The organism is Vibrio sp. SCSIO 43132, from assembly GCF_019904195.1.
Lineage (GTDB): Bacteria > Pseudomonadota > Gammaproteobacteria > Enterobacterales > Vibrionaceae > Vibrio > Vibrio nigripulchritudo.
Genome location: NZ_CP063199.1, coordinates 471,220 through 496,778, shown reverse-complemented (window position 1 = coordinate 496,778; position 25,559 = coordinate 471,220). Strand labels below are relative to the sequence as shown.

Below are 25,559 nucleotides of genomic sequence, written 5' to 3'. Positions count from 1 at the left end.
GACATAGCAGCCCCTACTGACATTGCAGAAAGTACCTCAGATCACTGTTATGTGTGCTTTACTTGACGATTTCAAGCTTTTCGATAGGCAGATCGAACTTTTTCAACTTCGGTGCAAGTTTTTTGGCATCACCAACCACAATGATTTGGAAATCAGAAGGGTCAAACCACTTGGCTGCAACCTGATTCAAAGTCTCGATATCAACCGTTTGAAGTAACTCATCTCGCTGCTCTAAATAATCTTCTTCCAGTGAATAAGTCAGAATACTGGAAAGCAATTGAGCCTTTTTCGACGGTGTTTCATACTTTAACGCGTCCGCCTGACCACGAGCGAGCCTCATAAACTGCATCTCTTCTTCAGTCAGACCACTGGTCGAGATTTCGTTCATTTCATTGATGATTTCCTGAATCGACTCAATGGTCACGTCTGCCCTGACTTCTGCTGAGAATACGATAAGCCCTGTCTCACGCAAACCGTAGACATAGCCGTAGGCTCCGTAAGTGTAGCCCTTATCTTCACGAAGATTCTGGTTGATGCGACTGTTGAAGTTGCCTGACAGGTTATAGTTCGCCAGCTGTCCTAAGTGCATTTCCCCTACCGTATCAAACGGTAAGCCCTGACGTACCAGCCTGATGACGCTTTGCGGCGCTCCCGGCTTGTCTATCAGATAAATCTTCTGCCCTTCTGGCGCTTTGATCACCTGAGGTGTAAACAGCGGTGCTGAATGCCCTTCCCATTTATTCAGAAACTCCAGAGACTTTTTGGCTTCACGCTTTTTAATGTCTCCGACAATCACGACTTGCGCACCTTGCGGCGTATAGTGTTCCTTGTAGAACTGCTTCACATCATCCAGCGTCAGGCTGCTGATGGACGCCATGCTTCCATCGCTGGAACGGCTGAATCGGCTTCCTGCAAACAGTACTTGTCGGGTCGCTTGTGATGCTAACCAACTTGGCTTCTGGTGTTCATAAACAATGCCCTGAATCGCCTGCTGTTTGATTCTGTCAAAATCGGCTTCTTCAAAGGCAGGCTGACGAATCATTTCTTCAACCAGTTCTATAGTTGCCGACAAATTCTTTTCTAGCGCAGAAACACTGATCACCGTGGAGTAAGAGCCTGCATCAAATGAGATGTAACTGCCTAGTCGATCAAGCTCGGTTTGAATTTCCTGAGCAGAACGCTTTGCCGTACCTTCCATCATCATTTCGGCAGTGAGATTTGCTAAGCCTTCCTGACCCTCTGGGACATATCGATTGCCAGCCGGGAGTTTTATATCCAGTTGTACCGTTGGTGTTTCGTCACTGACGGTTCCAAGGATCTCAACCCCACTGTCCAGGAAGATACGATACAAATCGGGCATGGTTCCTTTCACCGCGCCGGACACAGGCGGCATAACTGAACGATCAAAGTCGTCCACCGCTTTGCGGTATACCAAATCTGACTCTTTAACTTCTTGGTATTCAGGTAAAGTTCGAGGTGGAGTAGTGAAAGTGGCAGGTTTAACAGCCCAGTTCGTTTTGCTTCGTGGTACAACGCTGAGCACCACTTTGTGCTGGTTAGCTAAGTAGTCCTGATAAGCTGTGGCAACGCTTTCTGGCGTGACTGCACGCAGCTGCTCCAATTCGTATTCAATTCGATCTGGTTGCCCAAAAAAGGTTTCGTTCGACGCCAATTGCGTTACCTTGCCACGCACGCTTTCCAGGCTGAAAATTGCATTCGCTTCAGCACGCCCAATCAGGGTCTCAAGCTGAGATTCAGACACGCCCTCTTTGGACCAGTCAGACAAAGTTTCCATCAATTCATCATAAAGCGGCTTCAGCTTGCCTTTCTCTCCGGAATTGCCCATCAAATAAACACTCATGGAACACGCGAGCTCAGCACAGTTGTGATACGCACCTGCATTGACAGCTTTACCCGTCTGAACAAACTGTTGGTACAACACACTATTTTTGCCATCGCCTAATATTGTGGAAAGCATTTCCAAAGAGGCGTCAGACTCGTGCCCCTGATATTCCGTTGGCCAAGACACAACTAGCATCGGTTGCTGAATGCGATCTTCCAGCGTGATGAATTTATCTTCCGTCAAGTTGGCGGGCTGCTTTTCTGCGGCTTTAACTTCTGGACCTACAGGAATGGTACCGAAGTACTTGTTGATCCATTGAAGTGTCTCTTCAGTATCAAAATCACCGCCAATAGTCAGCGTTGCATTATTAGGACCGTACCATTTTAGGAAGAACGCTTTCAGGTCGTTGACGTTTACACGATCAAGATCTTCGACATAACCGATCGGTTGCCACGAATAAGGATGACCTTCTGGGTACATAGCTTCGCCGATGCGTTCCCACATTAGACCGTAAGGGCGGTTATCGTAGTTTTGGGCGCGTTCGTTTTTAACGGTATCACGTTGAATTTCAAACTTTCTTTGAGAAACCGCATCAAGCAGGAACCCCATTCGGTCGGACTCTAGCCACAGGATTTTCTCTAACTGGTTCGCCGGAACGGTTTCAAAATAGTTAGTGCGGTCGCGATTCGTCGTACCATTTAAGGTTCCACCTGCTTCAGTGATCAACCTGAAATGCTCTTGATCACCTACGTTTTCACTTCCCTGAAACATCATGTGCTCAAAGAAATGAGCGAACCCAGACTTTCCGATTTCTTCTCTGGCACTGCCCACGTGATAAGTGACGTCTACGTGTACCAAAGGATCAGACTCATCGGGAGCCAGAATAACAGTTAAGCCGTTGTCCAGTACGTATTTACTGTAGGGAATAACAACCTTGTCAGATTGTGGTTTAACTTCTTCAACAAGGGTGATCCCTTCTGGTACAGAAGAGAAAAATGAAACAGGTGCAAGAGAGGAACAGCCCGCAATGAATACGGACGCAGCTGTACCAAACCAGATTTTTCTCATGAATGCTCCTTAAAAACCTGCGAATGCCGCCGCAATAACGCTATAGCGTATTGCTTTACCTATGGCGATGAGAATTAAACAAGGCAAAAACTTCATTCTGAGCCACCCTGCCGCAAGGCATAATGGGTCGCCAATAATGGGAAGCCAGCTAAATAGAAGAGTGATATAGCCATATTGCTTTAGCCACTGTAAAGCTTTATGACCATGTTTTTCCGATTGGGTTCGATTTGGTAAGAAAAGTCCTATCCAATAGTTAGTTAAACCGCCCAGCGTGTTGCCAATGGTGACGACAAATATCAACTGAGCTATTGGATATTGATTGAGTTTTAGCGCGGCAACTAAGCTGGCTTCTGAACCTCCCGGTAGGAGAGTTGCCCCCAAAAAACCTGTTGAAAATAAGACCCAGAGTACAGATTGGCTAAACCATTCGGTCAAGCCATCTAGCATTTCATATCAAGCAGTATCTTGCCTCTGGTGTGCCCGGTTTCAACTTGATCATGAGCTTTGGCGACATCAGTGTATGGGAAGATCTGCTGGACTTCGGTTTTCAAAATGCCTACGCCGACCATGTACAACATGGTATCCATCTGCTCGATGTCTGGCTCAACCAACATGCCTGTGGCTTCAAAGCCCAGCATTTTGGCTTTTTCGCAGATCAAATCTGCTGTGATGGTAGGAACCGTCACAACTCGAGCGTTGTCTTTAAGGCACTTGAGTGCATCAAGCGCAGCATCACCACCGACAAGATCAATCAACACGTCGACGTCTTCGACACGCTCAGAAACAGGGGCAAATTGGTAGTTGATAGCGTGAGCGCCAAGCGTGGCAAGGTAATCCAGATTGTCTTCGCCACAAGTAGTAAATACCTCGGCTTGCGCCGCAACGGCTATCTGAACGGCAAGGTGACCAACACCGCCCGCTCCCGCCAGAATCAATACGCGATCATTAGCAGTAACACCCGCCAAGTTCAAAGCCTGCGCGGCAGTTTGACCGGCAACAGGTAACACCGCAGCAGCTTCTAGGGTGACGCTATCTGGCACAAGACTGAGTGAGTCTTCTTTTACACAAATATATTGGCTATATCCGCCAGCATCGGCAGGAAACCCAACTAAACCCGCAACAAAGTTTCCGACTTCAAAGGTCTTGGTTCCGGTACCACATTTCTCAACCACACCTGAGACGTCGTAACCCGGTGTCCAGGGTAGGTTGTCTTTATTAGCTTCGGCTGCCCAACCCAACCCTTTACGCGTTTTCACATCAATGGGATTCACACCTGCGAAATGGACTTTTACCAGCACTTCACCTTCTGCGGGTTCTGGGATAGCCTCACTTTGAATGGCTAATACGTCAGTCTCACCAAACTGGGTTATCACCACTTTTTTGTTGTCCGTCATACACAAGTTCCCTTGATGCTCAAAAAAAAGAAAGGGATGCAGAAGCATCCCTTTGACTATAAACCATTTTACGACGATTGGTTAACCACCAGATCGCAAATTCATTGAACGTTATCCCACTAATGCTAATAAGATACCCGCAGCAACAGCACTTCCCAGTACCCCAGCAACGTTTGGTCCCATCGCGTGCATCAGCAAGAAGTTCTGTGGGTTTGACTCAAGCCCCACCTTGTTAACCACTCGCGCAGCCATAGGGACAGCAGATACGCCAGCTGCGCCAATCAATGGGTTGATATCTTCTTTAGAGAACTTATTCAATAACTTAGCCATCATAACACCAGCGCCCGTACCGATACTGAATGCCACAGCACCTAACCCCAAGATACCCAGAGTTTCAAAGTTTAGGAACTGCTCTGCCTGCAGCTTGGAACCCACACCCAATCCAAGGAAGATGGTCACGATATTGATAAGCTCGTTTTGTGCAGTGTTCGACAGACGATCAACTACACCCGCTTCTCTCATCAGGTTACCCAAACAGAACATACCCACTAGTGGTGTTGCAGCAGGGAGGAACAGGATCGTCATAACTAGAACAGCAAGTGGGAATAACACCTTCTCCACTTTGCTGACGTGACGAAGTTGCGCCATCTGGATCTTGCGTTCTTCTGGATTGGTCAGCGCTTTCATGATTGGTGGCTGAATAATCGGCACCAACGCCATGTAGCTGTATGCCGCCACTGCAATCGCACCAAGCAGATCAGGCGACAGCTGACTTGCCAGGAAGATAGCCGTTGGACCATCCGCACCACCGATGATGGCGATGGAGGATGCATCCTGCATGGAAAACTCCATCCCAGGCACATAGTTAAGCAAGATAGCGCCAAACAGCGTGGCAAAAATACCAAACTGAGCCGCCGCCCCTAGCCACAAGGTTTTCGGGTTAGCAATCAGGGCACCAAAGTCCGTCATCGCCCCCACGCCCATAAAGATGAGCAGCGGGAAGACTCCGGATTCGATTCCGATGTAGTAAACGTAATAAAGCAGACCGCCTTCATCGGTGAACCCCGCATTGGGGATATTTGCCAACACGGCACCAAACCCAATCGGAAGCAAGAGCAAAGGCTCAAAGCCTTTGGCAATAGCAAGATAAAGCAGAATACAACCTACAAGGATCATGCATAGCTGACCAAACTCGAAGTTAGCGATCCCTGTTTCAGCCCATAAGGTCAACAATCCTTCCATGATGCTCCCTTACGCAAGGCTCAGTAGTGGCGCGCCAACTGTCACGGCATCACCTTCTTTCACGTGGATATCCTGAACGACTCCGCCGCGTGCAGCTCGTACTTCAGTTTCCATCTTCATGGCCTCCAGAATCAAAAGCACATCACCTTCTGATACCTCAGAACCCGGCAAAACATTCACCTTGAAAATGTTACCAGCGAGAGGTGCTGGCACAGCTTCTCCTGCAGATGGAGCAGGTGCCGCGGCTGGAGCAGCCAGAGGCGCAGACGCAGGAACGACAGAAGTAAGCTGACCTTGAGGACCAACTTCAACATCGTATACCTGACCGTCCACTTTCACGCTGTACGCTTCAACGCTGCCTACCGTATTAGCCGCTGGTGCCGCTTCAGGTGCAGGAGCAGGAGCAGGTTCATTTCCTGGTGCTGGTTCAAATGCGTCTGGGTTGTTACGGTTTTTCAGGAATTTCAAACCAACTTGTGGGAACAGCGCGTAAGTCAGTACGTCATCGACTGTCTCATCCGCAAGGGAGATGCCATCTTCTTTTGCTTTGACTAGTAATTCATCGGTAAGCGTGTGAAGCTCTGCTTCCAGAAGATCCGCTGGTCGGCAAGTTACAGGCTCTGCACCTTCAAGCACCTTAGCCTGAAGTTCAGCGTTCAGCTCTGCTGGCGCAGCACCATACTCACCTTTTAGTAGACCTGCAGTCTCTTTAGTGATGCTCTTGTAGCGTTCGCCAGTTAGGACATTGATCACAGACTGTGTCCCTACAATCTGAGAAGTAGGTGTTACTAATGGAATGTAGCCAAGATCTTTACGAACGCGAGGAATCTCTTCCAATACTTCATCTAAGCGATCCGCAGCTCCCTGCTCTTTCAACTGACCTTCCATATTCGTCAACATGCCACCAGGAACCTGGGCAATAAGAATACGAGAGTCTACGCCCTTCAGTTGACCTTCCCATTTTGCGTATTTCTTACGCACTTCACGGAAATAAGCAGCTATCGGCTCAAGCTGGTCAAGTTTCAGGTTGGTGTCGCGTTCAGTGCCTTCCAGCATTGCAACGACTGTTTCCGTTGGCGTGTGACCGTAAGTACAACTCATTGAAGAGATTGCGGTATCCAGAATATCGACACCGGCTTCGATTGCTTTCACTGCCGTTGCAGTAGAAAGACCCGTTGTAGCATGACAGTGAAGTGCCAGTGGAACATCACAAGAGGCTTTGATTCGGCTTATCAGTTCTTCCGCTTCATATGGTTTGAGAAGACCAGACATATCTTTGATACATAAAGAGTGACAACCCAGATCTTCCAATTCTTTGGCAAGATCCACCCAAGTATCCGCGTTATGAACCGGGCTGGTTGTATAAGAAAGTGTGCCTTGAGCGTGCGCGCCTACATCCACAGTCGCTTTTACCGCTTTCTGGAAGTTACGTACATCGTTCATTGCATCAAAGATACGGAACACGTCCATGCCATTTGCATGAGCGCGCTCGACAAATTTCTCGACTACATCATCGGCATAATGACGGTAGCCCAGTAAGTTTTGACCACGCAATAGCATCTGCATTGGCGTATTTGGCATTGCCTTTTTTAGTTCGCGCAGGCGCTCCCAAGGATCTTCCCCTAAAAAGCGAATGCACGCGTCGAACGTAGCGCCACCCCAAGTTTCCAGTGACCAGTACCCAACTTTATCTAGTTCCGCCGCGATGGGTAACATATCTTCAATACGCATGCGCGTGGCAAACAAAGACTGGTGTGCGTCGCGCAGCACCACGTCAGTAAGAGCAAGTGGTTTAGACATGCTGATTAACTCCTTTTAATTTTTATCCGACATTACTTCGCAGCGGACGTACGATGCTGGTGAATTGCAGCAGAAATAGCAGCAACCACTTGCGGCTGTACGCCAGAAGTACTGGATTGAATTTTTTTTGCTTGTACTGGTGCAATACTCGGCTGGGGTGCTTCTTCAGGCACCAACTTGGACATTAGCCGAACAAGAAAAACGAGAATGGTTAGGAAGATAAATACCACGGCCATGCCAGTAAGCATAAGAACCGCTGCATCTCCTAGCAGGCTTCCAATATTAGTCATGTTGCTTCCTTTCTATGTCATCCTGACAATACTTATGCTCACCTTCCCTCAATATGGTGGACATAAGTGGTCTAGGATTATCGCGATTGGTAAAATTTTGTCAATTTTGTTTAATAATGTAACCAAGATCCTGCACAAACATGCGACTTTTTTGAGTACTTATTACATACAAATACGCCACATATCCGGAATTTCACCATAGTTACTATGGCTTTTACCAAACATAATGAAATTCTGTATCGAATACTGAGAGGAAGTTAAAAAAATAATTTTTATTCTTTTAAAACAATAGGATGTAATAATAAAGATAAAAAAATGCTACAGAATTGTTAAAGACATAAAAAAGCCTCGCGATTGCGAGGCTTAAGGAATGATGGCGCGCTCGGAAGGATTCGAACCTTCGACCGCCTGGTTCGTAGCCAGGTACTCTATCCAGCTGAGCTACGAGCGCGCTGTTTTCGATATCACTTTAAGTAATATCAGGACTGTAAAGCCCTAAATAGTGGCGCGTCCTGGAGGATTCGAACCTCCGACCGCCTGGTTCGTAGCCAGGTACTCTATCCAGCTGAGCTAAGGACGCGAAGTTTGTATGACAGATTGTCAGACAATTAAAATTAATGGCGCGCTCGGAAGGATTCGAACCTTCGACCGCCTGGTTCGTAGCCAGGTACTCTATCCAGCTGAGCTACGAGCGCGCTGTTTTCGATATCACTTTAAGTAATATCAGGACTGTAAAGCCCTAAATAGTGGCGCGTCCTGGAGGATTCGAACCTCCGACCGCCTGGTTCGTAGCCAGGTACTCTATCCAGCTGAGCTAAGGACGCGAAGTTTGTATGACAGACGTCAGACAAATAAATAATGGCGCGCTCGGAAGGATTCGAACCTTCGACCGCCTGGTTCGTAGCCAGGTACTCTATCCAGCTGAGCTACGAGCGCGCAGGTTGTGAACTATATCACATTTCATTTCATCAGAAACAAAAAAATTGACCTCAGGCCAATAAATGGCGGTGAGGGAGGGATTCGAACCCTCGATACGGCTACAAACCGTATACTCCCTTAGCAGGGGAGCGCCTTCAGCCTCTCGGCCACCTCACCGACGTAGTATTCCAAATAAGGAATAATGGCGCGCTCGGAAGGATTCGAACCTTCGACCGCCTGGTTCGTAGCCAGGTACTCTATCCAGCTGAGCTACGAGCGCGCTGATTCTTATTTTTGTGTTGAGAGTATCAACTTTATAAGAAGTGCAAGAATGGCGGTGAGGGAGGGATTCGAACCCTCGATACGGCTACAAACCGTATACTCCCTTAGCAGGGGAGCGCCTTCAGCCTCTCGGCCACCTCACCGTCTTGCGGAGGCACATATTACGATTTACCGAAAATATGTCAAACATTTTCTTGGCAAAAATAGCAAAAAACAGCTTAAGCGTTGGGTATTTAATCAAAGTGGCGGGAAATCAAACTTTTCCCTGAACGCGTGATTTTGATGCCTATTAAAAAGGCCAGCTTCTGCTGACCTTCTTAGTGTTAGTAGTTACCAGAAACTGAACCACCGTTGCCCTTCTCGGCTTGTATACGCATGTAAATTTCTTCACGGTGTACAGATACTTCTTTAGGTGCATTAACACCGATTCGAACCTGGTTACCTTTAACACCAAGCACGGTGACAGTTACTTCATCACCGATCATAAGAGTTTCACCTACGCGGCGAGTCAAAATTAGCATTCTTGTGCTCCTTGAGTAATCTCTGAGTTATTTTTCTCTATGATGTCACCATCTTAGAAAATTAACAATTCCATAATCCCTTCTGACTATGAAACCATTAGCTTTTGATGACCATCAAGCTCTAAATGTCCAGCTACTATAAAACTGTGAAGAAGATTGGAAATCTCTTCTATTCTCTCAGGTTCAATAAAGTAAGTGCAAGAACGGACGTCCTTTACTTCACCTAAAAGTGGAATTTGGTGCTGTTCAAACACATCTGTCAATAAAGGTTGTGCTTGTTGCGCTTTGCAACCAACACAGCTTACCGCAGATACAGGTGTGGACTTAGCTATGCTATCGGCAGCAATCAGTGAAAGCTTAGCCAAAGATGAGTTTGGAATCACAATATCGGTTACGCCGGATTCGTCCGCTGCTGCCCATACCTCAATACCAAGCATCTGACACTGATCCAGAATAGACTGCTTGGCACTGGATTTGACTTCCACTACCACCAAATCACGCTGGATCGCTAATCCACTGATTGGACTATCAGACTCTTCTCCAACCACCAAAGTTCCAGACTCTTCAGAAAATGAAGATAGGACTCTCAGAGGGACGCCATGTTTCCATGCATGTATCACAGATGGAAGATGAAGCACTTTCGCTCCTTTTCTTGCCATCTCTTCCATGCTTGGGAAATCAATCACATCCAGTTTTAACGCATCTTTAACGACACGAGGATCGCAGGTATAGATCCCATCCACATCTGTAAAGATTTGGCACTCGGACGCACGCAGTTCACCTGCCAATGCTACCGCAGATGTATCCGATCCTCCCCGACCCAGGGTTGTGATATTTCCGCTTTCAGACATCCCCTGAAAACCAGCAACTATCACCACGTGATCTTTCTCTAAATAGTTCAGAATCGTTTCTGTTTCTATCGATTCAATTTTCGCATCATTGTGAACATTATTGGTTTTCACACCAGCTTGAGCACCTGTCAAAGAAACGGCATTTACACCTTTCTTATTCAGTGTCATGGCTAACAACGCCATCGAAACCTGTTCACCTGCTGACAACAGCACGTCTAACTCTCGGGCAGTTGGTACAGCATCAACCTGATGAGCCAACCCTAATAAGCGGTTTGTTTCGCCTGACATGGCCGAAACCACAACCACCAATTGTTTTCCCTCTTGCCTGGTTTTAATGATTCGATCCGCTACCGCTTCAATGCGCTCGATAGATCCAACTGAAGTTCCGCCGAACTTCTGAACTACTAGAGATTCACGTAATGACTGTGTCACCTTTCTTCACCTTCCTGGGGCTTAATCCCCGTTGTCGTTATACACAAATGCCACTGACTTTATCAGCCAGTGGCATTCAAAAAAATAAAAGTTACAAACGCTCTTCTAGCCAGGCATCAACTGAGTCTAGCGCTGCTGGAAGTGCATTGGCATCAGTACCACCGGCTTGCGCCATATCTGGACGACCACCGCCTTTACCACCAACTTGTTGCGCAACCATATTAACCAGTTCGCCCGCTTTCACTTTGCCCGTCAGATCTTTGGTCACGCCCGCGATCAGACCAACTTTGTCGCCAGCAACATTACCTAACATGATGATACCGCTACCAAGCTGATTCTTTAGCTCGTCAACCATGCCGCGCAGTGCTTTGTTGTCTGCGCCGTCCAGCTTAGACACAAGTACTTTCACGCCAGCAATTTCTTTTACCTGACTAGTCAGGCTTGCACTAGCCTGAGACGCCAACTTGTCTTTCAACTGTTGGATCTCTTTCTCAAGAGCTTTCGCTTTGCTTGCTGCTTCAGAAAGCTTCTCTTCGTATTTACTATTTTCGGCTTCGATAGCGTCCAGCGCACCTTCACCTGTCACAGCTTCAATACGGCGAATACCTGCTGCGATACCACCTTCTGAAGTAATCTTGAATAGGCCAATATCACCCGTGCTTGATGCGTGAATACCACCACACAGTTCGGTTGAGAATTCACCCATGGTAAGAACACGCACTTGGTCGTCGTATTTTTCACCGAACAGAGCCATCGCACCTTTCGCTTTTGCGTCTTCGATGTTCATGATGTCTGTCTGGATATTATGGTTACGGCGAACGTGAATGTTTACCAAACGCTCAACTTCTTTGATTTCTGCTGGTGTCATTGCTTCAAGATGAGAGAAGTCGAATCGTAGACCTTCAGCTTTTACAAGCGAGCCTTTCTGAGCAACGTGTTCACCCAGTACATGGCGAAGCGCCGCGTGCAGTAGGTGAGTCGCTGAGTGGTTAAGGATAATCGCTGCGCGACGCGCGGCATCAACGGTTGCAGCAACACTATCACCTTTGGCAAAAACACCTTCAACCAACACACCGTGGTGCGCAACTGCGTTGTTTAGCTTTTGAGTATCTTCAACCTGGAAAAGACCAGCGTCAGTTTTCAATGTACCTGTATCGCCACACTGACCGCCTGACTCGCCATAAAATGGCGTTTCTTCAAGAATTACGATTGCTTTGTCGCCCGCGGATAGTGCTTCGACTTCGTTACCTTCAACGAACAGTGCCGACACTGTGCTGCTGCCTTCGGTGCTTGTGTATCCGCAGAACTCGGTGGATGCATCCACTTTGATGGCAGCATTGTAGTCCGTACCAAACTGACCCGCTTCACGTGCACGCTGACGCTGAGCTTCCATTGCTTTCTCGAAGCCTTCTTCGTCGATAGCAAAGTCACGCTCACGCGCTACGTCGTTGGTTAAATCTGCTGGGAAGCCGTAGGTATCGTAAAGTTTGAATACTGTTTCGCCATCAAGTACTTTGCCGTCCAAACCATCTAACGCTTCGTTTAGGATAGACATGCCACGCTCTAGCGTGCGACCAAAGTTCTCTTCTTCAATGCGAAGTACTTTTTCAACCAGTGCTTGTTGCTTCTTAAGTTCAACACCCGCCGTACCCATCACCTCTGCCAGTACACCAACCAGCTTATGGAAGAACGCACCTTGTGCTCCCAGCTTGTTACCGTGGCGAACAGCGCGGCGGATAATTCGGCGAAGCACGTAGCCACGACCTTCGTTTGACGGCATTACACCATCAACGATCAGGAAAGCACATGAACGGATGTGGTCAGCAACTACGCGGAGCGATTGGTTAGACAGATCTTCATGACCCGTCACCTCAGCAGCGGCTTTAATTAGGGTTTGGAAAACGTCGATTTCGTAGTTGGAATGCACGCCCTGCATGATGGCAGAAATACGCTCGATACCCATGCCCGTGTCTACCGAAGGTTTTGGTAGTGGTTCCATCGTGCCATCGGCATGACGGTTAAATTGCATGAATACGTTGTTCCAAATCTCGATAAAACGGTCACCGTCTTCTTCTGGTGTGCCCGGACGACCGCCCCAGATGTGATCGCCGTGATCGTAGAAGATTTCAGTACATGGACCACATGGACCTGTATCACCCATTTGCCAGAAATTGTCTGACTCGTATGGCTTACCGCCTTCTTTGTCGCCGATGCGAACAATGCGATCAGCTGGAACGCCTACTTTTTTGTTCCAGATATCAAAAGCTTCATCGTCGGTTTCGTATACAGTCACCAATAGACGGTCTTTCGGAAGTTGAAGAACTTCTGTCAGAAATTCCCAGGCAAACGAGATCGCATCTTCTTTGAAGTAATCACCGAAGCTGAAGTTACCCAACATTTCGAAGAAGGTATGGTGGCGAGCTGTAAAGCCCACGTTTTCAAGGTCATTGTGCTTACCGCCAGCACGTACACAGCGTTGGGCCGTAGTCGCTCGAGTGTAGGCTCGTTTTTCTAAGCCTAAGAAACAATCTTTAAATTGGTTCATACCTGCGTTAGTAAATAGCAGGGTTGGATCGTTATGTGGTACTAACGATGAACTGTCTACGATTTGGTGTCCTTTGCTTTCAAAGAACTTGAGGAACGCGTTACGAACCTCATCTGTGCTCATGTACATGCAGCTCTTCCTGAAAATAGTCGAGTTAGAATTTTGCCACATTGTATACCCAACCGACCTCAAGATGCGAGATTCCACAAGAATTTATTCTTGTGTGAAATCGCTATTTATAAAAGAAACGTGAAAACAGGATCTTAGGCGGTTTGATTCAAAAGAAGATGGACAGAAAAATCCGTTTTTTCATGAGAGAAGAATAGAAAAAGATGGGGAAGCCAAAAAAGGCTCGTTTAACTCGGTAGTTCAAGGCTTAGATAAGACTATTCCTCATCACTTAAGGCGTAACTGATCTGGTCAAAGCTGTAGCCCCGATATTGTAAAAACCTGACTTGCTTGGCGTATTCTTTCTGATCTTTGGCTTTTATGCCTTTGAACTTTTTTTCCGCCGCCGCTTTGGCAAGTTCAAACCAGTCTTGTGGTTCTTCTTGCAACGCTTCTTCAATCACCGATTCTGATACACGTTTTTGGCTGAGTTCCTGGCGAATTCGACGTTCACCATGCCCTTTGTAGACATGTTGTCTGATCTGGCTTTTGGCATAACGAAGATCGTCTAAGTAATTATGATCAATACAGAAATTCACCGCATCTTGGATCTGCTCTTCATCGTATCCTTTAAAAGCCAGCTTTTGGTAAAGTTCGTACTCACCATGGTCACGTCGGCTGAGTAACTGAATCGCGGCTTCTTTACTTGAGAGGGCGGGAGGATTTTTCTTTGGATACATACTCAAAACTTCAATAAAAAACAGTAGATGTGGTTTTTAGCCAGATACGCAAAAGCCCTGCAATGCAGGGCTTTTGGTAATTGAATGAGTGATTAAAACTCTTCTTCTTTTGGCATTTCGCCTTGTTCTGGCTCTTCAGGCTGAGCCGTCGTGAGTAGCATCTCACGCAGTTTACTATCGATTTCTAGTGCAATGTTCGAGTTTTCACGAAGGAATTTACCTGCGTTTGCTTTACCCTGACCAATCTTGTCGCCGTTGTAGCTGTACCAAGCACCCGCTTTCTCAACCAGCTTGTGCTTCACACCCAGATCAATCAACTCACCTTCACGGTTGAAACCCTGACCATACATGATTTGTGTTTCAGCTTGCTTGAACGGTGCAGCAATCTTGTTCTTCACGACTTTAATGCGGGTTTCGTTACCAACAACTTCGTCACCATCTTTGATAGAACCAGTACGGCGGATATCAAGACGAACAGATGCGTAAAATTTCAGTGCGTTACCACCTGTGGTGGTTTCTGGGTTACCAAACATCACACCAATCTTCATACGGATCTGGTTGATGAAGATACACATACAGTTAGACTGCTTTAGGTTACCTGTTAGCTTACGCATAGCCTGAGAAAGCATACGTGCTTGCAAGCCCATGTGGCTGTCGCCCATTTCACCTTCGATTTCCGCTTTTGGTGTTAGAGCTGCTACGGAGTCAACTACCATTACGTCGATAGCACCAGAACGTGCCAGCGCGTCACAGATTTCCAGCGCTTGCTCACCTGTATCAGGCTGAGAAACAAGCAGTGCTTCGATATCGACACCAAGCTTCTTCGCGTAGATAGGGTCTAGCGCGTGCTCTGCATCGATAAATGCACAGGTTTTACCTTCACGTTGTGCTGCTGCGATAAGCTCAAGAGTTAGCGTGGTTTTACCCGAACTCTCAGGACCGTAGATTTCTACGATACGTCCCATCGGCAGACCACCAGCACCCAAAGCGATATCCAGTGACAGAGAACCCGTTGAGATGGTTTCAACATCCATCGCGCGGTTGTCACCAAGGCGCATAATAGAGCCTTTACCGAATTGCTTTTCAATTTGACCAAGTGCTGCGGCTAACGCCTTTTGTTTGTTATCGTCCATCCGTATCTCCACACAACGTGTTCGTGATTATGCTGGCTATTATACTGTTGATTCATACAGTGTCTATACCTGTATGAAAAAATTTTTCGATTCTGGCTTTATCCGCCAAATTACTCTGTTAGGTACTGTAGCAAAACCTGAAGAGCATGAAGGACTGCTTGTCTGCGGACTTGAGCCCGATCACCCTCAAAGTAACAAGTTTCAATTTTTTGCCAGCCCTGCTCCGATTGAAATCCGAAGCACACTGTACCCACTGGTTTCTCTTCGCTACCGCCACCCGGTCCCGCAACGCCACTAATAGAAACGCCTATTGAAGCTTGGGAATTCACCAGTGCTCCTGCCACCATTTCGGTTACTACAGGTTCACTAACCGCACCGTGAGCTTCTAGTGTCGACGCATTTACGCCCAGCATCTCCATTTTGGCTTCATTGCTGTAGGTCACAAACGCTCTGTCAAACCAGGCAGAACTGCCCGCAATGTCCGTCACCGCCGTCGCAACACCGCCGCCAGTACACGACTCAGCAGTGGTCATGACCAGCCCTTTATCGAGCAACGCTTCACCCAATTGCTGGCTTAATTGATTCATCAACGCCATGTTTTCTCTCCATTAAAAAGCCGAGAACATCGGTACGATATTCTCGGCATTTAGGGTATCAACAACAAGCCTTAGCTTTCGAGAGTTTGCGACAACGCGTCTTTCAGCTCTTGCTCTGCCTGCTCAATCACCGTCTGAGCATGCGCACGTTGTTCTCTGCCCTCTTTCACGCGAGATAACGTGTTATTCAGGGTTTCGATGGTCAGTTGGTTGACCGTTTCCAGAGATTCCAGATCCAGAATGCCACGCTGATAGTTTTCAGAAATTTGCTCTTCCAGCACTTTCAGCTTTTCAGCGTTCTTCACGTACTGCTCATTGGTGTAGTCTTTCACCGCACGCGTCACTTTTAGTGCTTTCTCTTTCTCGTAATTGGAAATCGCAATCAGGAACTGACGCTTCCACAATGGGAAGGTGTTGTGCACGATGTCCTGAATGTCTTCCATCAGCATCTTATTGCCTTCCTGAGAAAGGCGAATCTGAGGAGCAGTTTGAATCGCCGCCATTCGAGTCAATTCAAGGTTGTGAATCCGTTTTTCCAAACGAGCGACTGCCTGAACGGCGTCACGGTGCTTTTGTGCATCCAGAGCATCTGCGGACTTTTCGGCTTCAGCCAGTAGCGAAGGCAATACGTCCGTATTCATCTGATTCAGTTTCCACTTACCCGCGGAGATGTAGTTGTCCAGCCCATTGAGCAGGTTCAGGTTCTCATCGTACAAGGTATCCAGACGATTGATGTCGTGTCCCAGTTTCAGTTCCTGAGCTTCCAGCTTATCGGAAAGCTGCTCCAAGCTGCTCTTTACGGAATCAAAGCTGTCAGAGAACTTTTTGAAGGAATCAAATAGCTCGCCGATAAGCGGCAGGCTCGCCAAAAAGCTTTTGTCTTTGAGGTAATCAAATTCCGCACTGCTCATGGCGCTGACCATGGATTGCAGGATTTCTCCAGCTTCTCCGCTGTCTCGCACTCTTACTTGCTCAAGCACGCTATCAGAAAATGCGGTAATACTTTCCAGTGCTTCTTTACCAAAAGTGATGGTCGCTACCGTATCAAACGGGTCGAAATTTTGCGCCAGTTCCAATACCTGAGGGCTCAGGGCTTCTTCTTTTAACTCTTCGGTTTGAACCATGTCTGTCATTGTGAATTCTCCTTATGCTAGCTCAGGTTGATGGAACGGGAATTTCTGCCAAAGTTCTTCAAACTGCTTTTGGAAAGGCTGTACAAAACGCATGTCATCAGTCAGCGTGATGTCTTCCTCGTTGTACTTAGACGCGCTTCGGGTCCAGTTAAAGCTGCCGTTCAGCATGCGTACGCCATCAAAAATCGCGAACTTATGATGCATGTGATAAGACGTGGTATCGACTTTAACCTCTACACCTTGTTCCACCAGATAATTCACGTCATTGCCTTTATCGAAGATCTTATCGTTGTCGGTCACCACGCGCACTTTCACGCCACGTTTGTGTGCCTTCACGATGTGCGCCGTAAGGTTGTCATCGGCAATGGTAAATACACAGATATCAATGGTGTGACGTGCCTGGTTTAGCTGCTTAATGATGCCTTCTGCGCAGGAACGCCCCGGAGAGAACCAGCACCCAACCAGATCACCACCTGCATCCGACTTTGAGTTGTCCAAGACTTTGATGGTTTTCTCTAACCAACGAACGATGTCACTGGCGTCCGCCCCCTCTTTGAGGGATTGCTGCGCCAGTTTGAAGCTCTGATTACGCAGAAATGAACGGTCTTCCTGTTTTAACTCGGCGTTGCTCAACTGGTCGTTAAGTTCGCGCCTTTCTGAATCATCCAGACGATGATCTTCAATAGAAGATTGGAGGAGTTGTTGCAGTTGTTCCCTATTCATTATTTTCTCCTAGCCCTTGAGTCACTCGACTCATGGTTTGGTTCAATGCCGCCAGTTGCTGGACAACCTGCCCTGCTCTGTCTTCTGAGTCACCCATCAACTGATTACGCTGATACCCTTCACGAATTTCATTCCAGCGAGCCTGCTGCTCATCAGTCATGTCCCCTCGAAGTTCAGCCAGTTTCAATAAGTTCTCTTCTGTACCATTGGTCAGTGTTTGCGCTTCACCTTGATAGTGATCTTGCAGAAGCGTTTGCAGCTCTTCTTCAGTCATGACAGACGAAATCTTCTCCGCCAGCTTATTCATGTTTCGATAAGAACCCTGAAGCTTAAACGGTGGTTCAACACGATACTGATCCGCAGTTGCCGCTGAGGCAATGTACTGCTGGTTGACTTTGAGTACGGTCTGCTGAACCGTCAGAAGCTTCTGCAAGGTAGAGACAATTTCGGAAGACTCGGTTGCTGAATACGAGTGAGACATGTCACTCAGTGGTATACCTTCACCGTTAGCCATCCTGACAAAGCGATACAAATCGTTCAGGTCACGAGTCGCCAGCGGTGCCAGAACAGGATGCGACGTCAAGGAGTTCTCGACGAAACTGAGCTCAAACGCAGCTTTCTGATCCGACAGCATGTCACCCAGGTTGTAGATGTCGGCACGGTTTGCCAGCATGTCTGGGATTCGGAACATGTCTCCCGATTCGGTGTATGGGTTACCTGCCATTACGACTGAAAACTTCTTGCCACGCATGTCGTAAGTTTTGGTTTCGCCACGCCATGTCCCTTCGATTCGACGAGTACCATCACACAGAGAAATGAATTTCTGTAAGAACTCGGGATGGGTATGCTGAATATCATCAAGATACAGTAAGACGTTGTTGCCCATCTCAAAGGCTAAGTTGATCTTCTCGATCTCACGGGCAGCATTCTGATCAGGTGCATCTTTTGGATCGAGCGATGTCACCTGATGACCAATGGAAGGACCGTTGATCTTCATGAACACAAGACCAAGCTTGTGCGCCACGTATTCAATCAGGGTGGTTTTACCGTAACCCGGAGGTGAGATAAGCAGGAGCATACCCATCAAGTCGGTACGTTTGTTGTCGCCAACGGTACCCATCTGTTTGGCGAAGTTGTCACCAATGAGTGGTAAGTAGCTCTCGCTGATCAACTTGTTACGCACAAACGACGTCAGTGGACGTGGTTTGAATTCATTCAGACGGAAATTCGATTTCGCGTCTTGCAGCAGGTCTGCACGTTTATTGAGGTACGATTCAAACTGAGGAATCGTTACGCTTCGGTGCTGTTCACAACGCTGTAAAAATCCATCCAATACCAGATTCAGTTTACCCTGCTCAATATTGAGATGCTCCCCCAGTAGACCTTCCACTTCACAAGTGAGTGAGAAATCAACCGGGCTCAGAGGCGCATTGTCCTGCTCTTTCCATACTGCTATCGCAGCCGCTTCAGTCACAAACGCTTTGCCCAGCGATTTTTGCTGAGTGTACGCTGTTAGCCATTGAAGGTGATCTTGCATACTGACACTTGGAGAGTGTTGATTGCCAGACCAGCCAAGGCTTCGGCGGAACTGAAGGTAATCATCGCACAGCTCCATGGCATCACGGCTGACCTCGATTCGAGATTCACTTTTGGCGAGCAGCTGAATCAGGTAATCACTGGCGTCAGACAACAATCCACTGCCCGACTCGCCAAGTTCTTTTTCTAGCTCGGATTGCAGACTTTGGTATGCGTCTGGCGACTGAAGGTGCACTTTGAGCAGGTTGGCGTTGTTAGCTTTGCTCTTCCAATCTTCAAGCGATTTACCATCTTGGGCTATCAACCACATCCAAGCGGTGGCTCGCTCTTGCTGACCAAAGCGCAGCGACCCCGCCTGTTCAAAAACAGGGAGAAGCTGGTTCAGTATTTTCTCTGCATCGTGATCGTGAATACCTTTGATATAGCCTTCTTTGTACCTAGGCGAAGCAAAGCGTTGTACTAGGCTTAATAGCTCACCCGACTTTCGCGCGTGCAGCAAGGCTTCGGTATCGAAGTCGTCACTGAGGTTCATGGCAGAATGCAGAATCAGATAAGCCAGGTATTCGGAGCGATAAATGTCGTCGGTTTCGGAAGCAATATCCAGCTTCGAAATGTTCTGAAGTGCCAGAAACGTTTCGTCTTCAATCGGCTGATAGAAATCGGTGCCTGAGATGTGGGTACACAGCTCGTCATCGTGCTCAACCAGCGTCACATCTAAAGGCTGCTGGTTCACGCTGAATCGGTGCTTACCCAAGCGCAGGATTTTACCGCCGTCTTCGAAGATATCCTGATTATCACGAAGCGATCTCAGTGACTGGTCCTGAACGGATTTGAGTTTAGCGTCGACGCTGTCGGCTTTCACGCTGTCACCAAGTTCACGGATGGATTCCGACAACTGGCGCAGCTTCATCACCATGGCGTCGGTGGCAAAATAGCTGTTCAGAGACGCAACATCATCGAATCGTGCTACGCGCTTTTCGATGCTGTTAAAGGTAACATTCGCCGCTTGAAGCAAATTCTGAATGCGTCGCTGCTGAGCGCTCACCAACTGCTGCTTGTGGTTTTCTAGTGTTGACTGAATTTCATCGCGCTTGGTGTAGATTTCTCCCAGAAACTCGTCGAAATCCGCAAAGCGAGATTCTAGCTTCTCTAGCTGTCCAATCAACTTCGCAAGCTGGTTATCACACTCATCGGGTGTGGTAGCCTGCTCCATCGCGCTGTTTACCGACTGAGCCAGCAGCTTAAACTGCGCCCCAAATTCCGCTTTCGCTTCGTCGCTGCGTAGCCCGCTGTTTTTGTTGCGCAGCTTGGCAGACACGGCATTCAGCATGGACGACACTTCGGTGGTCAAATCCAGAATTCGGGTCGACTGAGTTGGATCTTCGGTTTCGATGTCGGTGACTTCTTCGGTCACCAATTGCAGCTCAGCACGAAGCTTTTCAATCTGCTCTTGAAGCTCCTGAATATCAGAAGTTTTCTCAACCGTTTCCAACTGCTCTTCCACAGTATGGATTTGCTTTTTGAATGGCTGATAGGCTTTTTCATCTTGCAGCAACTCAAGCAACTGCTGATTTAGATACTGGCGTTGTTCGTCCAGCGAACCAAGCAACTCATCGACTTTAGCAATATCGATGTAATGTTGCTGGCGCAAAGCCATGGTGTTGCCGACTTGCGTTTTCACTTCTGAAAGCAGAGTTAGCAAACTCGCCGCCTGATCTTTGGGCGCAAGTTTTACTTTGCTAATCAGAGTGGCGACGGATTCGGATTCTTCTTCAATCGCATGCTGAGCATGAGCCTGAAGCTGCTGAACTTTGGCGAATTCATCGATGATCTTGTCAGAAGTTGACATTACATCCTGAATCGCATCCCCCAGCCCCATCGCATAATCGTGAGCAAGCCAATGATAGTGATCAAGAGTCGCCTGGCACTGCTTCAGCAGTGCTTCATACGCCGCTTGAGTGACTTCTTCGGTCGAAGCGAAGTGACAAATTGACAGTACGGAAGACAAAGCACGTACCAGCTCTGCATTCCCTAGGTTAAACAAGGGGCTGGAGGCATCACTTTTTGCACTGTGACGGCTGTAATGCTCAGGGGTGGCAAATGGTGTGTCCCAGATTCGCAGCGGATGAATGGTGGACGCTTCTGCGTTTTCAGACAGTTGGAATACCAGCATGCGACCGTCTGGATACAGGCTGTAACCGTGGCTGTCCATTGGGGCAGAAAACGACTTTTCTATCATGTTGTAGGTATAAACAACGTAATACCCTTTCACCATGTTAAAGAAGAAGTACATCAGGTCTTCGCCGTTTGGTGAGGCGATTTTCTGGAAGAACTTAAGATCTGCCCACGGCATATCAAAGTGTTTGGCTTCTCCATTCGCCAGTACGTAACCATGCGAGTACAAAATTCCGTGCTCTTCAGGCAGTTCTTTGGCACTGACGCCAAGTGCATCAGCGCGAGTCACGGTCTGATTTAATGGGTTGTACAGGAAGTAGCGTTCCGTTTTTTCACGGTTCGGCAAAACGCGAAGGGCAATCAAATCACCCACAAACGCGTAGGCAATGCTGGCATCTGCCACACTTTGGTGTGGGTCTTCGACCTCTTCTCGGTAAACCCCTTTGCCTTCTTCGGTGTTGTCTTCCACCTTAATGGTCAGGTCGCCACCAACACACTCGACAAAGAGCTTGTCTTTGATAGACACATGGGGGTGCTTACCAAGCACGTGGTCTTCTCGCGTGGTTTCAATCCAGTCAAAGTCGCGCTGAACCGCTGATTCCAACGACTTATGTCCGAGAGAATCTATGTACTCAATCGAATGCTTGTTCAGTTGAAAGCGAAATACTTTGCGGTCTTCGGCGCGCATGCCGATTTGAAATGCGATGTAGAGGGTGCTTTCCTGACGAGAGATCTGAGAGAGCTTGGCATCCTGATAATAGGTAAACAGCTCGGTAAACTCGTGAACAAAACGAGTGTCTGACAGGAAGCTGCCTTCCAGGCTGACGGGTTCAATGCGGAAGGTGCCATCTTTTTCATGAAGTTGATACAGCCCGAATACGTCTTCTAAGGAAGGCTGGGCTTTCATTCCCACATGCACTTCGTAACCAAACAGAAGTTGCTCGTTGACCTGCGCCATGTCGACAGGCACACAACGCGCTTCGGTTTGCACATTGGCTTTACCGATAAGGGAAAGCTCCTGACCACCGAAAACTTGCTGCCTTTCCTGATTGAACTGGTGGGAAATGTCTTTAAGTTTGCTGCCTTGTTGCGAAAGGCGTGACTTGAGTACCTCGTAGGCACCGCCTTCTGTGACAGCCTGCTGGGTTGATTCTGACATGCTTATACCTTTAAAACCCACACTTACGGGTGGTAAGTGTGGGTGTATGACTCAAGATGGGCGATTAAGACTCAGTAGAATCTGAGCTGCTGACGGACTGCTGAATTTTCTTCAGAAGCTCTGTCGCGCCACCTTGTGAATTCAGCAGGCTTGCCAAAGCTACGTTGCTTAGGTCACTACTTTTCAGTTCGGTATTTTCAAGGATGTCCTTGATGTCTTGCGGCAGGCTGCGGTTGCCATTCACGTACTCAGACACCAGCGGGTTAAGGACTTTAGATTCCTCAAACTTGGTATCCATTGAAGCAGAATCGATAACCGTGCGGCGGATTTGTTCCATACCGTCGCCACCAAACAGTTTGATGTCGGCCGCTGCCAGTGCTTGTGCCAGTGCTTTCGCGTTCTCTGATGCCACGTCTTTTTGTGCGTCGATACGCGCCAGATCCAGCTCTTTCTCTTGCTGCAGCTGCATAACCCACTTGTCGTGCTCACGCGTTTGGTCATCGTATTTCTGAGCCGCTTCAAAACGAGCGGTTTGCGCTTCTGCTTCCGCCAAGCCTTTCGCACGTAGTGCCTGTGCTTCTGCTTCACCTGCGCTTTGCAATGTGTATGCTTCCGCTTCACCCGTTTCACGAATCGCCTGTGCACGCTCACGATCCACTTCCACTTGCGCCAGACCCGTCGCACTGATTTGTTCTTTCTCAGCGTGAGCCATGCGCTCTTTCGCTGCCGCTTCACGCTCTTTCAGCATGTATCGTGCTTCAGCTTCTTTGGCTGCCGCTTCTAGCTCTGCTTCCGCCTGACGCTGACGAACCACTTTCTCAGCATCCGCTTGCTTGGTCGCAACAATATGCGCCGCTTCGGCTTCACGAGTCTTCACTGCCAGCTCATTTTCCGCATCACGCGTCTTCACTTTCAGTTCAGCGTCTTTCTCGATCAGCAGGCGTTCAGCTTTTTCTTTCGCTGCATCTTTCTCGGCGCGGGCTGCCACCAGAAGCTCCAGCTGTTTCGCTTCAGCTACCGCTTCGGCTTCTACCATGGACACGCGCTTCTTACGGTTCACTTGCTCGTTCACTCGAAGGTTTTCAGTTTCTTCTTCTTCACGAGCAATCTTACGTTCAATTTCAACACGCTGAGAACGCGTTTCTGCCACAGATTTCAGCGCTTCTTCAACCGTGGTTTCTTTTTCCATCTCTTTCTGAGCCACTTCAGAAGAAGTACGAACCTTCTCTGTCTCAACAGCACGGCTCAGTTCTTCCTCCTGAATCGCGACCTGACGCTTATTGGCAATACGCGTCATTTCGACTTCCATTTCTACGCTTTCACGCTTTTTCGCTACTTCTTCTTCAGTTTCCAGTTTCGCCAAAGAGGAAATGCGCTCGTATTCCTGACGCTTTTCTTCAGACAGGGCATTCTCTTGCGCTTCGATGATCTCGATTTCACGCTGAGTTCGGGCGATGCTTTCTTTCTCTTGTTTATCCAGTTGCAGACGGTTCGCTTCCGCTTCTACGTCTTTCTTCTTAATGGTGGTGCGCTCATCCTGACGGATCGCGTTGGTTTCCGTGTTCTTCTGCGCTGTAATGGAAGAGATCTTACGGATACCTTCTACATCAAGAATGTTGTCTGGGTTGTGGGCTTCCAGAGAAGTCTGGTCAATTTTGTCGATTACCACATCGTAGATTTTGAAGCCATCCATTTCGCTACCGATAACCTGAACAACAGCATCACGGAACGCGCGGCGGTTGGTCAACAGCTCTTCAAATTCGAACTGCTTCACTGCGGTTTTTAGTGCTTCGGAGAATTTAGGTTGGAAGTGCTCTTTCAGACGCTCAAGGTTTGATGCTTCAACTGCCGTAAACAGTTTTGCCACGCGTACAATGTCGTCTTCTTCGTGATTTACACCGATGTAGAAGTCTACTTTTAAGTCCGCACGAATATTATCGCTGCAGTGAAGACCTTCATATTCTTCGCCTTCTTGATCTTTACGACCACTGCGGATGACGGAAATCTTCTTACGGGTAATATCCATGTATTCGAATCGGTTCACGACCGGCCATACAAAGGTACCGGTTAGCGAAGCTCGGGTGCGATCCACACCGTTCACAATAAGCGCTTCACCTTCAATTCTTACCTTCTTATAACGAGAGGTAAGAAAAATCAGAACCAATAAAAATAGTGCAACACCAGCTAAGATGAACATCATACTGGGGGATAAAGCCATGACCAACTCCTTGAGAGGTTTAATTGTATTTATGCTTTCGCGACGAAATAACGCTGCGATTCATTATCTTTAGAGACGATGACGACTTCGTCGCCGTATCGGATTTCCTGAGTGCTGTGTGACATCACGTCCAGAAGCACTTCATTGCCATTGTGTACGACAATGACTTCACCGCCCGCTTCCTGACTAACCTGACTGCTGTGCACTTTGGCACGCAAACCAACGTAATCGATTGAAGCAAACGCATTGTTCTTATTGAAAAATGGAGCCAGAGGCTTAAGCAAAATAGCGGCGATATACAAGGCTATGTACGCCACGACAGGAAGAGATATAACGCCTGAAATCAGTGACAGCGTTTCAGAGAGAGAAGACAGAAGATAGGTGTCGAGATAAAACTCAATAATAGTCGCGATAAACAGGCTAACGCACAGCGCAATAGGCAGTGGTACCTTGGTTAATATCGGCGGTAATATCAGGCTGCCACCGGTTATATTGTCTAAATCAACAATATCTAACTCACCCAAAAGACCTTCGAATACATCGAAGATCAGATCGATAAGCATGATGACAAAAAATATTATAAAAGGAATAAAGAATACGTTTGTCGGGAACGAAAGTAACACCGACAAAAACAGTTCAAAAGCCATGTCCCTATCCAACTTGTATTTCAGTCACAATCAAGCCGAATCGTGCTGAAATTTTTCTATCTATGATTTTAATATCAAAAAGATACAGAACGCTTTGGAAAAATAAAACCTGCTTTCAGGGTTTATTGATGCGCTTCAAAAAAAATTAATGAAATTATTATCAATGAGAACTCAACATAAATAACTTAATAAGTATTTGCTGATG

At 47.6% G+C, this 25,559-nt stretch carries 17 protein-coding genes and 8 tRNA genes; all 25 read right to left on the bottom strand.

Features of this window, described 5'->3' with window-relative positions; translation table 11 throughout:
• Positions 1-58: 58 nt before the first annotated feature.
• Entirely contained in the window at positions 59-2,911 is a 2,853-nt protein-coding gene (locus INR79_RS02355; RefSeq protein ID WP_223095871.1) for a M16 family metallopeptidase, read from the bottom strand.
• Between the two features lie 9 nt (positions 2,912-2,920).
• Positions 2,921-3,358 carry a YqaA family protein gene (locus INR79_RS02350; RefSeq protein ID WP_022589448.1) on the bottom strand — a complete coding sequence of 146 codons (438 nt, stop codon included), beginning with the start codon at positions 3,356-3,358 and terminating at the stop codon, positions 2,921-2,923.
• Complete coding sequence (locus tag INR79_RS02345) at positions 3,352-4,305, bottom strand: NADP-dependent oxidoreductase (protein ID WP_022599638.1); 954 nt, start codon at positions 4,303-4,305, stop codon at positions 3,352-3,354. The genes INR79_RS02350 and INR79_RS02345 overlap by 7 nt, the downstream gene beginning before the upstream one ends.
• Before the next feature lie 111 nt (positions 4,306-4,416).
• Entirely contained in the window at positions 4,417-5,547 is a 1,131-nt protein-coding gene (locus INR79_RS02340) for a sodium ion-translocating decarboxylase subunit beta (protein ID WP_004408867.1), read from the bottom strand.
• Positions 5,548-5,556: 9 nt separating this feature from the next.
• Positions 5,557-7,347, bottom strand: coding sequence for a sodium-extruding oxaloacetate decarboxylase subunit alpha (gene oadA / locus INR79_RS02335; RefSeq protein WP_223095869.1), 1,791 nt, complete (start codon positions 7,345-7,347; stop codon positions 5,557-5,559).
• A gap of 32 nt (positions 7,348-7,379) precedes the next feature.
• Positions 7,380-7,637, bottom strand: coding sequence for an oxaloacetate decarboxylase subunit gamma (locus INR79_RS02330; protein ID WP_223095867.1), 258 nt, complete (start codon positions 7,635-7,637; stop codon positions 7,380-7,382).
• A 374-nt stretch (positions 7,638-8,011) separates the two neighbouring features.
• A tRNA-Arg gene (locus INR79_RS02325) sits at positions 8,012-8,088 on the bottom strand.
• Between the two features lie 52 nt (positions 8,089-8,140).
• Positions 8,141-8,217 (bottom strand) — tRNA-Arg (locus tag INR79_RS02320).
• A gap of 38 nt (positions 8,218-8,255) precedes the next feature.
• Positions 8,256-8,332: transfer RNA gene (locus tag INR79_RS02315), tRNA-Arg, on the bottom strand.
• Positions 8,333-8,384: 52 nt separating this feature from the next.
• A tRNA-Arg gene (locus tag INR79_RS02310) sits at positions 8,385-8,461 on the bottom strand.
• Positions 8,462-8,496: 35 nt separating this feature from the next.
• Positions 8,497-8,573, bottom strand: a tRNA-Arg gene (locus INR79_RS02305).
• Between the two features lie 66 nt (positions 8,574-8,639).
• A tRNA-Ser gene (locus INR79_RS02300) sits at positions 8,640-8,732 on the bottom strand.
• Positions 8,733-8,758: 26 nt separating this feature from the next.
• A tRNA-Arg gene (locus tag INR79_RS02295) sits at positions 8,759-8,835 on the bottom strand.
• Positions 8,836-8,887: 52 nt separating this feature from the next.
• A tRNA-Ser gene (locus INR79_RS02290) sits at positions 8,888-8,980 on the bottom strand.
• A 180-nt stretch (positions 8,981-9,160) separates the two neighbouring features.
• Positions 9,161-9,358: a carbon storage regulator CsrA gene (gene csrA, locus INR79_RS02285; protein WP_004401290.1), complete on the bottom strand. Its 198-nt coding sequence runs from the start codon at positions 9,356-9,358 to the stop codon at positions 9,161-9,163.
• An 86-nt stretch (positions 9,359-9,444) separates the two neighbouring features.
• Entirely contained in the window at positions 9,445-10,641 is a 1,197-nt protein-coding gene (locus tag INR79_RS02280) for an aspartate kinase (RefSeq protein ID WP_004401291.1), read from the bottom strand.
• A gap of 91 nt (positions 10,642-10,732) precedes the next feature.
• Positions 10,733-13,315, bottom strand: coding sequence for an alanine--tRNA ligase (alaS, locus tag INR79_RS02275; protein WP_223095865.1), 2,583 nt, complete (start codon positions 13,313-13,315; stop codon positions 10,733-10,735).
• 257 nt (positions 13,316-13,572) lie between these two features.
• Entirely contained in the window at positions 13,573-14,034 is a 462-nt protein-coding gene (recX, locus tag INR79_RS02270; RefSeq protein ID WP_004401293.1) for a recombination regulator RecX, read from the bottom strand.
• 92 nt (positions 14,035-14,126) lie between these two features.
• On the bottom strand, positions 14,127-15,167 hold the full coding sequence (gene recA, locus INR79_RS02265; RefSeq protein WP_004401294.1) for a recombinase RecA: 1,041 nt from the start codon (positions 15,165-15,167) through the stop codon (positions 14,127-14,129).
• A 110-nt stretch (positions 15,168-15,277) separates the two neighbouring features.
• Positions 15,278-15,763, bottom strand: a complete 486-nt coding sequence (gene pncC, locus INR79_RS02260; protein WP_022591235.1) for a nicotinamide-nucleotide amidase — start codon at positions 15,761-15,763, stop codon at positions 15,278-15,280.
• A gap of 71 nt (positions 15,764-15,834) precedes the next feature.
• The gene (locus INR79_RS02255) at positions 15,835-16,896 is read right to left on the bottom strand and encodes a toxic anion resistance protein (RefSeq protein ID WP_223095864.1); all 1,062 of its coding nucleotides are present in this window, start codon (positions 16,894-16,896) and stop codon (positions 15,835-15,837) included.
• Positions 16,897-16,908: 12 nt separating this feature from the next.
• Positions 16,909-17,619: a phospholipase D-like domain-containing protein gene (locus INR79_RS02250; protein ID WP_223095862.1), complete on the bottom strand. Its 711-nt coding sequence runs from the start codon at positions 17,617-17,619 to the stop codon at positions 16,909-16,911.
• Complete coding sequence (locus INR79_RS02245) at positions 17,612-22,489, bottom strand: DNA repair ATPase (RefSeq protein ID WP_223095860.1); 4,878 nt, start codon at positions 22,487-22,489, stop codon at positions 17,612-17,614. The genes INR79_RS02250 and INR79_RS02245 overlap by 8 nt, the downstream gene beginning before the upstream one ends.
• A 64-nt stretch (positions 22,490-22,553) precedes the next feature.
• Entirely contained in the window at positions 22,554-24,707 is a 2,154-nt protein-coding gene (locus tag INR79_RS02240; protein WP_200766172.1) for a peptidase, read from the bottom strand.
• 29 nt (positions 24,708-24,736) lie between these two features.
• Complete coding sequence (locus tag INR79_RS02235) at positions 24,737-25,354, bottom strand: DUF1449 family protein (RefSeq protein ID WP_022549552.1); 618 nt, start codon at positions 25,352-25,354, stop codon at positions 24,737-24,739.
• Between the last annotated feature and the right edge of the window lie 205 nt (positions 25,355-25,559).